The organism is Peptidiphaga sp. (assembly GCF_057238965.1).
This window is the reverse complement of record NZ_DBHHEV010000003.1, coordinates 29,573-37,390: the sequence shown is the minus strand read 5'-3', so window position 1 is coordinate 37,390 and position 7,818 is coordinate 29,573. Positions and strand designations below refer to the sequence as shown.

Below are 7,818 nucleotides of genomic sequence, written 5' to 3'. Positions count from 1 at the left end.
TGATCGGTGTCGGTTCGGACATCGGCGGCGGCGGCGCCACGATGGGCACGCTCTCCGGCGGCGGCAAGGAACGGGTGCGCGTGGGCGAGCGCTCGCTCGTGGGCGCGAACGCGGGAATCGGCATCGCGCTCGGCGACGACTGCATTGTTGAGGCCGGTCTGTACGTCACGGCCGGAACGAAGGTCACAGTCCTGCCCGCCAAGGGCGAGGGCGGCGAACCGCGCGTGGTCTCGGCTCGTGAGCTTTCCGGTGCGAACAACATCCTGTTCCGCCGCAACTCGATCACCGGTGCCGTCGAGGCGGTCCCCCGCGCGGGCACGGGAATCGAGCTGAACTCGGCGCTCCACGCCAACTGACCGGTCCGCGAGTCAAGGCCGTCTGCCATTGGCTCGTGGCCCCCTCACTGACAGGTCCCGCGAATAAGCGACAGTTCCCGCACCTTAAGCGACAGGTTCCAAGCCCTAAGCCTTTTCGCCAGAGGTCTGCCCGCCACGGCGGACCTCTTTAGCGGCTTTGAGGTATTCCTCAGGATCCACGTCGTACTCGCTAAACGCCTGTGCATCGGCGATGATATCGCTCAGCGACTCATCAGCTACCCGTCGCTGCCGTTTCTGGTACTCCAGCACGTCTGTCAGGCAGAGCTGGCGGTGCCGCCGCTTCAGAAAGAACGGGATCTCACCGTCATCAAGGATGCGTATAAGCGTTGGCCGCGAAACCCCAAGCAGATCCGCGGCCTGTTGCGTTGAGAGCATCGTGTGCTGCGGAACGACTCTGACCGCCGTCCCCTGACGCATCACCTCGACTACATGCCTGAGAATGTCGACCACCTCAGCAGAAAGCTCGACGGCTTCCTTTCCCAACACCAGTCGAGCCCTTTCACTTCTTTCGACCATGGCAGTGTCGGCGAGACGCTGAAGCTTCTGACTGAACTCTGGATCGGCGTTCTGATTGAGCTCTTCGGAAAGAAATGTTCTGCTTTCAAGGGCTTCGGGCATCACTCATCCTCCTGGACGTACTGGCAAAAACAGTTAGACTTTTCGTTTTGTTCGTTTCAATCGTACTGTTCGTTTTGCCTCTGCTCCAAGATTGATAAGACTGATCCTTGTTCTTCATCGAGACAGACCCTATTCTTCATCGCAATAGATCCGACAAAGACTGAGCAAATATCTCAACAAAACCTTTGCGGCAGCTAGCCCGGTCGCTACCCCTGCCGCAGCTAGCTCCGCAACAGTGCCTCGGGCAGGCGCGGCAGGCGGCGGACAGCTTCGTCGATAGCGGAGTCGGTTGCCGTGAGGGAGATTCGCACGCGGTCGCGCCCGGCCTCGCCGTAAAAGTCGCCCGGGGCGACGACGATGCCCAGCTCGGCGCACGCCCGAACGATGTCCCAGCCTGTCGGCGCTTCTGCCACGCTGCCGCCATCGTGATTAGAACCAGCCACACCGCCGGCAGCATCGGCGCCGGAATCGCCAACCACGGTGTCAACACCGCCGCCCGCATCAGCGCCAAAATCACCAGCCACACTGCCAACCGGGTCGCCATCCACGGTGCCGCCAGCCGCGCCGCCCGGCCGTTTTGCCGCGGCCCAAATGTAAAGCCCGGCCACAGACAGCGGGTCGTTGACCAGACCCGCGGCGTCGAGCACTGCCAGGAGCTTCTCGCGCCTGCGCGCGTAGACTGCCCGCTGCTCGGCCACATGCGCGTCGTCGCCCAGCGCCCACGTCATCGCGGCCTGCACCGGTCCGGGCATGAGGAATCCCGCGTGCTTGCGGATTTCGGCAATCGGCCCGATCATCGCCGGGTCGCCCGCGAGGAAGGCCGCCCGGTAACCTGCCATATTCGACTGCTTGGAAAGCGAGTACAGGCACAGGAGGCCCGCGACGTCGCCGTCGCACACCCGCTCGTCCAGGATCGACGGCGCCTCGGGAACGTCCCACGCGAGCTCGGCGTAGCACTCGTCGCTGGCGACCACGACGCCGCGCTCCCGCGCCCACGCGAGAATCGCCCGCAGGCGCTCCACGCCGAGCACATGCCCGTCGGGGTTCCCCGGCGAGTTGAGCCAGAGCATGCTCATCGCGGGCCACGTCGAAGGGTCGGCGTCCGTGTCCACGGGCAAGGGCTTGGCGCCCGCAAGGCGCGCGCCGACGTCGTACGTCGGATAGGAGGCGCGGGGAAAGCCGACGGCGTCCGCGGATCCCAAGCCGAGGAGCGAGGGCAGCAAGGCCACCATTTCCTTCGACCCGATCGTGGGAAGCACGCCTGTCTCGGCGCGCACGCCGCGTCGGCGTTCAAGCCACCCGCGGACGGCCGCGCGCAGCTCGGCCGTTCCGACCGTCAGCGGATAGCCGTGGGCGTCGGATGCGGCGTCCAAGGCCGCCCGCGCGCCGGAGGGGACCGAGTCCACCGGCGTGCCGATCGTCAGGTCAACAACGCCGTCCGGATGCGCGGCGGCGCGCTCTCGCACCGGCACGAGCGAGTCCCAAGGGAAGTCAGGAAGCTGAGCGCCGAGGAGTCCCATCACTCCCCCTGCGGAGGAAGTCCGGCGACGTAAGGATGGTCGCTGCCCGTGGGCCCCAGGCGCTGGGCGCCGCCAGGCGAGCCGATGTCGTCGAAAAACTCGGCGTTGACCGACTCGAACACCGACCATTCCTCGGGAAGGTCGTCCTCATAGTAGATCGCCTCGACGGGGCAGACGGGCTCGCACGCGCCGCAGTCGACGCACTCGTCGGGGTGGATGTAGAGCGTCCGTTCGCCCTCGTAGATGCAGTCGACCGGGCATTCGTCGACGCATGCGCGATCCATGACGTCGACGCACGGAAGCGCGATGATGTACGCCATTTCCTTCCTTCTTTCGTAGTGACTACAAGCCTAATCCTTGTGGGACCTTAGGGCTATAGCGTCACTTGCACACCACTCGATTGGTCGGCGAATAAGTCCACTTGTAGCTCGAGTTTTCGTGGACCTTTCCTTCTCGCGAGACTTTCCGCGAGACGGTCACCGTGAAGCCCGGCCCCCCGGCCCCGGAGGGTTCGCAGTCGCGGGCCGGGTTGACCTTCGTCGTCGGCGCGACCTGGGCGTAAGGCTTCGACGTCGATGTCTCGACGTCCCAGTACTTCGTCGACCAGAGCTTCGAATACACCTTTCCGTCGGCGACCCAGGTGTCGATGACCGCGCCGTACGGGGTGTTGTTCTTGAACCTCATGTCGTACTTGCCCTCCCACAGGGTCGACTCCATACCCATGGGGTAGCGCGAGAAGTACTTCGAGTGCGGTTTGTGCTCGACATCGACGAATCCCGCCCGATACCCCAGGTTGAAGGTGTTTGTGGACAGCTGGGAAAGGCCTCCGCCCAAGGCGGTCGAGTTGAAGCCGTTCGCGACCACGCCCGAAGAGACAAAGCCGTGCGCGGCGTCGATGGGCCCGAGCGCCTTGAGCAGCGAAAACTCCTCGTCGGGTTTGACCAGGGTGTTCGCCACCTTTTGCGTGCCGACCTTGAGGTTCGTGGTGCGAACCGCATCATTGGTCAAGGGGGTCTCAATCGAGGAGACGACCTCCTTGACGCCCATCTTCTCCGCATCCTCCGTGGTGAACTTCGCGGGGACGGACTTCGTGGCGATCTCGACCTTCCGGTCTCCCGTCGTCGCAGCCTCCGCAGCGGATTCCGCGAGTTTGCCCTCGTCGAAGCCCACACCGTCTTCGGACGGAACGACCTTCGGTGTCGTGTGGTCGACTATCTCGATTTTGGCGTCCTTGCCCTCCTTCAGGAGGGTGGGTGCGCCCTTGCGGACGACGTCGCTCAGCTTCTCCGGATCCAGCTTGAGTTTGAGCTCGCCGTCGGAGGCCACGAACTTTGTGACCGAGACCAGCTGCTTCGGGGTCAGCGTCACCGTGGCCGATCCGACTTTCACCGTGAGATTGCCGGAAACAAGGGGCTTGGCAAGGTCTTTCAGCGCCCTTTGCGCCTCGGAGTCCTTGATGTCCGGCTCCTTTTCATTGACGGGCAAAGGGATCGTCTTGCCTTCGAGCATCTTTTCGGCGATCTTCTTGGACGCTTCCTCGCGATCGAGATCGACCCCCTTCTTCGCTTTCGTCGTCTTCGGGGTCACCCCGTCGAACTCTATCGATGCGTTGGTCGGCGTGTTCACCGAGGCGTCCACAAGGGAATCGACTGTCTTTCGCAGTTTGGCCTGGTCGACGTCGACGGTCGGAGAGACCTCGGAGCCTCCCGTCATGCTGTCCCACAGGCGCAAGGGGTTGAGAGAGAACCCCGCGAGGGAATCGACCGTGGACTTCGCGTCGAATTTCGCACCGATCGAAGAGGGGTCGATAGTTTGCTCCTTGCCGCCGATCGCGACTTTCACGGGCTGAGACAGCCGGCCCGAAAGCTCGGATTCGAGCTTCGCCTGGGCGGCTTCGCGGGACATTCCGCCGACCTTCACGCCGGCGACGGTCGTGCTGCCGGGGATTTTGTTCGAAAAGTAGAACGCGGCCCCCAGGTAGACGACGCCGAAGACAAGGGCGGCCACGGCGACCCAAAGCCACGCGCGACGCCTCTTGGCGGGCTCGCCGTCGGACGCCTCGCCTTTCCGAAGCTTTTCAGCGGTCCTTTCAGCCGACGCTTCGAGGGAAGACAGACCGCCGTCGACGCTCGACGGCGAGGCTTCGGGCTCGGAGTCTCGAATGGTCGCCGCGCCGCCGGACACGGTCGGTCTGCTCGTAGAAGTCTCGGCTGGCGCAGAAACATCCGCCGACGCGGAAGTCTCCTGCGACAAAGGTTCGGTCTGCGTCGGAGGCTCGGCGAGGTCCCGCCAGTTCTCAGGCAACGAGAATCCTGCGGCGGGTGCAGGTTCAGCGACGGCAGGCTCGGAACCGGCGACGCCGGACTCGAGGTCGGCGGCCTCAGGCTCCACAGCGCCCTGCGCGGGCTTCGCCAACGCGGGATCAGGCTCCGCAGCGCTCCGTGCAGGTTCGGCGACGGCGGCCTCAGGCTCGGCAACGCCCCGCCCAGGCTCTGCGACGGCGGCTTCCGAATCGGCAGGGCCGTGCCCAGATTCCGCAAGGCCAGACCGAGACTCCGCGACGCTGTCGGCAGGTTCCACAAGGCCCAAGCCAGACGCCGAGTCCCGCGCCGTTTCCTTTCCGGCGGCGGTTTCGGCTGCGCTCGCTCCGGATTCGAACTCACCCGCAGCGGGCTCAGATTCGACGGCTCCGGCAAACGGCGGCGAAGCGGCCGATGAGGCCGATTGAACGGCGGGGGGCGCAGTCGTCGCAGCTGCGTCGTCGGTTGCGTCCCAATAGGATCCGGGAGTCCCCGCCGTCGGGGAACCGGCCTCCTGAATCCGGGAGCGTTCAATCTCAGCAGCCTGAGAATCGCCGCGCGCGGGGGCACTCGGGGCCGGCTCCGGCGTCCTATCGTCTATTTCCCCTGCGGGCGGTTGCCGATGCTGCTGCCATGCCTCGGCGCCAGGTCCGTAAACAACGGGCTGCGCGGCGATCGAACGCTTGACGGCGGGAATCGTGGCGGTGTCGTCGTCCGAGAGATCGGAGACGGAAGGCGTTTCGCCGCCCTCTGCCGCGGCAACCGCGCCGGCACCGATTTCCCTGCCGGCGTCAACCCCGGCGCCAATGTCGGATTCCTTGCCGACGTGGGGCTCCTCGCCGGCCTTTGGCTCCTTGTCGATGTTGGATTCAAGGCGGTGGGGCGCTTCGGGCTTGGGAGCTTCCGCAGCGGACCGCGATTCGCCGACCGCCTCCTGCCGGACGCCTTCTTTTCCGACTCGCGCGGCCAATCCGTCAGCCAGAGACGCGTTCGCCGACTGACCGGGGACGCCGCCCGCAGCGGGCGCCGCGGAGGAACCAGCCGCGTTAACAGGGCCCTGGGCACAGTTCTGCTCGGCCGCGGACGAAGCCGACTTTGCCTTCTCGGGCGAACCCGCGGAAGGAGAGGGCGGTTGGGCGGAAGGAGCAGTTCGCCGCGCCGAAGCCGCGCCACCGGTCTCGGGCGCCGAAGCCGCCGACGTGGCAGAGCCAGCCGACGCGCGATCGGAAACCGCGCCTCGGGCCGGACGGAGGCCCTCTGGCCTCGCCCTGTCCTCGGTCCGTGGAGTGGCGTAGTCTTTCGTCGCTGCGGCATCGTCCTTGCCCGTCGCGGCAACGTCCTCGCTGGCCGCAGCAACGTCCTTAGCAGCCTTTGAAGCATCGTCCGCGGCCTTCGGGGCACCGCCGACTTTCGCGGCGTTCCCCGCCTTCAGGGCATTGTCGGCTTTCAAGGCACTGCCGGCCTTCAAGGAGTCCCCGGCCTTCCCAGCTGAAACGTGCGATTCACCAGCCTTCGCCGGAGTCGAAGCCGTCTCCGAAGCGACGTCCGCCGCGCCTGCGACCCTCGCGAACGCGGAATCAGCCTTCTCAGCTTTCTCGGCCTTAGGCGCGGGAGCGCTTGCCTGAACAGGCGTTGCCGCGGGATCGGCTGCGGCAACATCCGCGGCGCCGGCCGCCTTCTGAGCGGGTTTCTGAGCGGGCGAGACCGGTTCCTCACGTCCGGCGGGGCGCTCTGCCTTCGAGGCGACGTCGTTTGCGGCCGCCGCAGCGGCAGGAGTCGCGGAAGCCGACAGCCCCGGCGCAACCGGCCGTTTGCCGCCGGGATCAGGTTGGGCGGCAGCCTCCGCCTTGGCCGCAAGCGGGGATTTGGCGGCAGCTGCAGCCTCGGAATCAGCTGCAGATTTGGAAACAGCTGCAGGCTTGGAAGCAGCCTCCGGTTCGCCGGCCACAGTCGGCTTAGTCTCAACCTCAGCTTTGGCTGTCGGTTTAGTCTCAGCCTCGGCCTTGGCGGCGGAGACAGCTCTGGCGGCGGAGACAGCCTTGGCAGCAGACGTGGCCTTCGCCGCAGCCTCGAATTTGGCCTCAGCCTCGGCTTGGACGGCATCGCCCCCGCTCGGCTTCCTGGCCGCCTCGCGCGACGCGGCGTCGGCCTTTGCACCGTCTTTGCCGGACGTCGTCGACGCCGAAAGGGCCGCTCCCCGGGCTTTCGAGGATCCTCTTGCGCCCGCGGCCTTCGAGCCCTTGCCTCCCTTGGACGCCTTCTTCTTCGACCCTTTGGCCCCCTTCGGCCTCACCACAGGGATTGTGGCGGTTATGTCGGGATCGTACGCGGAATCGGCGGCCTCGCCCGAAGCGCCTTGCGAATCGGCGATTCGCTCGACGTCCTTCCTCTGCTCTCCGTCCGAGTTCCCGCCGCCAGGCGCAGCGGACCTATCGGTGGCATCAATGTTCTCATTCTCTTGAGTCACGATGGATCCTTTCCTTTGTCGCCGCGGCGGGCAAGGGCCCAACCTGCGGGAACGATTGCGGAGACAGGGGCGAGAAAAAGCCAGAGCTGGGACACCCACTGGTCTGCGGAAACGAACGAGTCATTGCTCGGCGGATACATGAGAAGCCACACGGCTGCGCCAGCCACGCCGACGGACGCCGCAAACCACGCCGTGACCCACCCGCATTCGACCATGAACCACGCTCCGGCGGCAACCATTCCCGACGCCAGGGCCAACCCTGCGATAGGCATGTCCACGGGCCCCGCATGGACGATGGTGGCCAAGATCCCCACCAGCACTCCGGCAAGCAAACCGAGCGCGATCTGCACTGCTTTACGCATACTCACTTGCCTCTTTTCGCTCGCGCCGCCGCCCTGTAACGCTCCTGCGAGCCGAGAATCACCTTCCGGATGCGCACCGCCTCCGGCGTGACCTCGATGCATTCGTCGTCGGCGGCGAACTCGATGGACTCTTCCAAGGTCAGCTTGCGCGGAGCCTGAAGCGTCTCAAACACC

7 protein-coding genes are annotated in these 7,818 nt (G+C 65.7%); 1 reads left to right on the top strand and 6 read right to left on the bottom strand.

From position 1 onward, the window contains the following. Positions 1 to 356, top strand: a 356-nt coding sequence (locus tag ACO48X_RS00900) for a DapH/DapD/GlmU-related protein (RefSeq protein WP_484999637.1), incomplete at its 5' end; no start/stop codon positions are given. Between the two features lie 105 nt (positions 357 to 461). On the opposite strand, the gene ACO48X_RS00895 is transcribed toward ACO48X_RS00900, so the two are convergent. The 6 genes from ACO48X_RS00895 to ACO48X_RS00870 all read right to left on the bottom strand — a co-directional run. Continuing rightward, on the bottom strand, positions 462 to 995 hold the full coding sequence (locus tag ACO48X_RS00895; protein ID WP_484999635.1) for a helix-turn-helix domain-containing protein: 534 nt from the start codon (positions 993 to 995) through the stop codon (positions 462 to 464). A gap of 221 nt (positions 996 to 1,216) precedes the next feature. Further along, on the bottom strand, positions 1,217 to 2,515 hold the full coding sequence (gene dapC / locus ACO48X_RS00890) for a succinyldiaminopimelate transaminase (RefSeq protein ID WP_484999633.1): 1,299 nt from the start codon (positions 2,513 to 2,515) through the stop codon (positions 1,217 to 1,219). Further along, positions 2,515 to 2,835 carry a ferredoxin gene (gene fdxA, locus ACO48X_RS00885; RefSeq protein WP_484990253.1) on the bottom strand — a complete coding sequence of 107 codons (321 nt, stop codon included), beginning with the start codon at positions 2,833 to 2,835 and terminating at the stop codon, positions 2,515 to 2,517. Before fdxA ends, dapC begins: the two co-directional genes overlap by 1 nt. 61 nt (positions 2,836 to 2,896) lie before the next feature. Next, entirely contained in the window at positions 2,897 to 7,282 is a 4,386-nt protein-coding gene (locus tag ACO48X_RS00880; protein WP_484999631.1) for a VanW family protein, read from the bottom strand. After that, complete coding sequence (locus ACO48X_RS00875) at positions 7,279 to 7,644, bottom strand: hypothetical protein (protein ID WP_484999629.1); 366 nt, start codon at positions 7,642 to 7,644, stop codon at positions 7,279 to 7,281. Before ACO48X_RS00875 ends, ACO48X_RS00880 begins: the two co-directional genes overlap by 4 nt. Positions 7,645 to 7,646: 2 nt before the next feature. Next, positions 7,647 to 7,818: hypothetical protein (locus ACO48X_RS00870; RefSeq protein WP_484999701.1), on the bottom strand; the 172-nt coding region annotated here is incomplete at its 5' end.

Excerpts from the sequence above, each read along its gene's own strand:
- ACO48X_RS00895 (WP_484999635.1), bottom strand. The coding sequence starts at position 995 with ATGCCCGAAGCCCTTGAAAGCAGAACATTTCTTTCCGAAGAGCTCAAT.
- dapC (WP_484999633.1), bottom strand. The coding sequence starts at position 2,515 with ATGGGACTCCTCGGCGCTCAGCTTCCTGACTTCCCTTGGGACTCGCTC.
- fdxA (WP_484990253.1), bottom strand. The coding sequence starts at position 2,835 with ATGGCGTACATCATCGCGCTTCCGTGCGTCGACGTCATGGATCGCGCA.
- ACO48X_RS00875 (WP_484999629.1), bottom strand. The coding sequence starts at position 7,644 with ATGCGTAAAGCAGTGCAGATCGCGCTCGGTTTGCTTGCCGGAGTGCTG.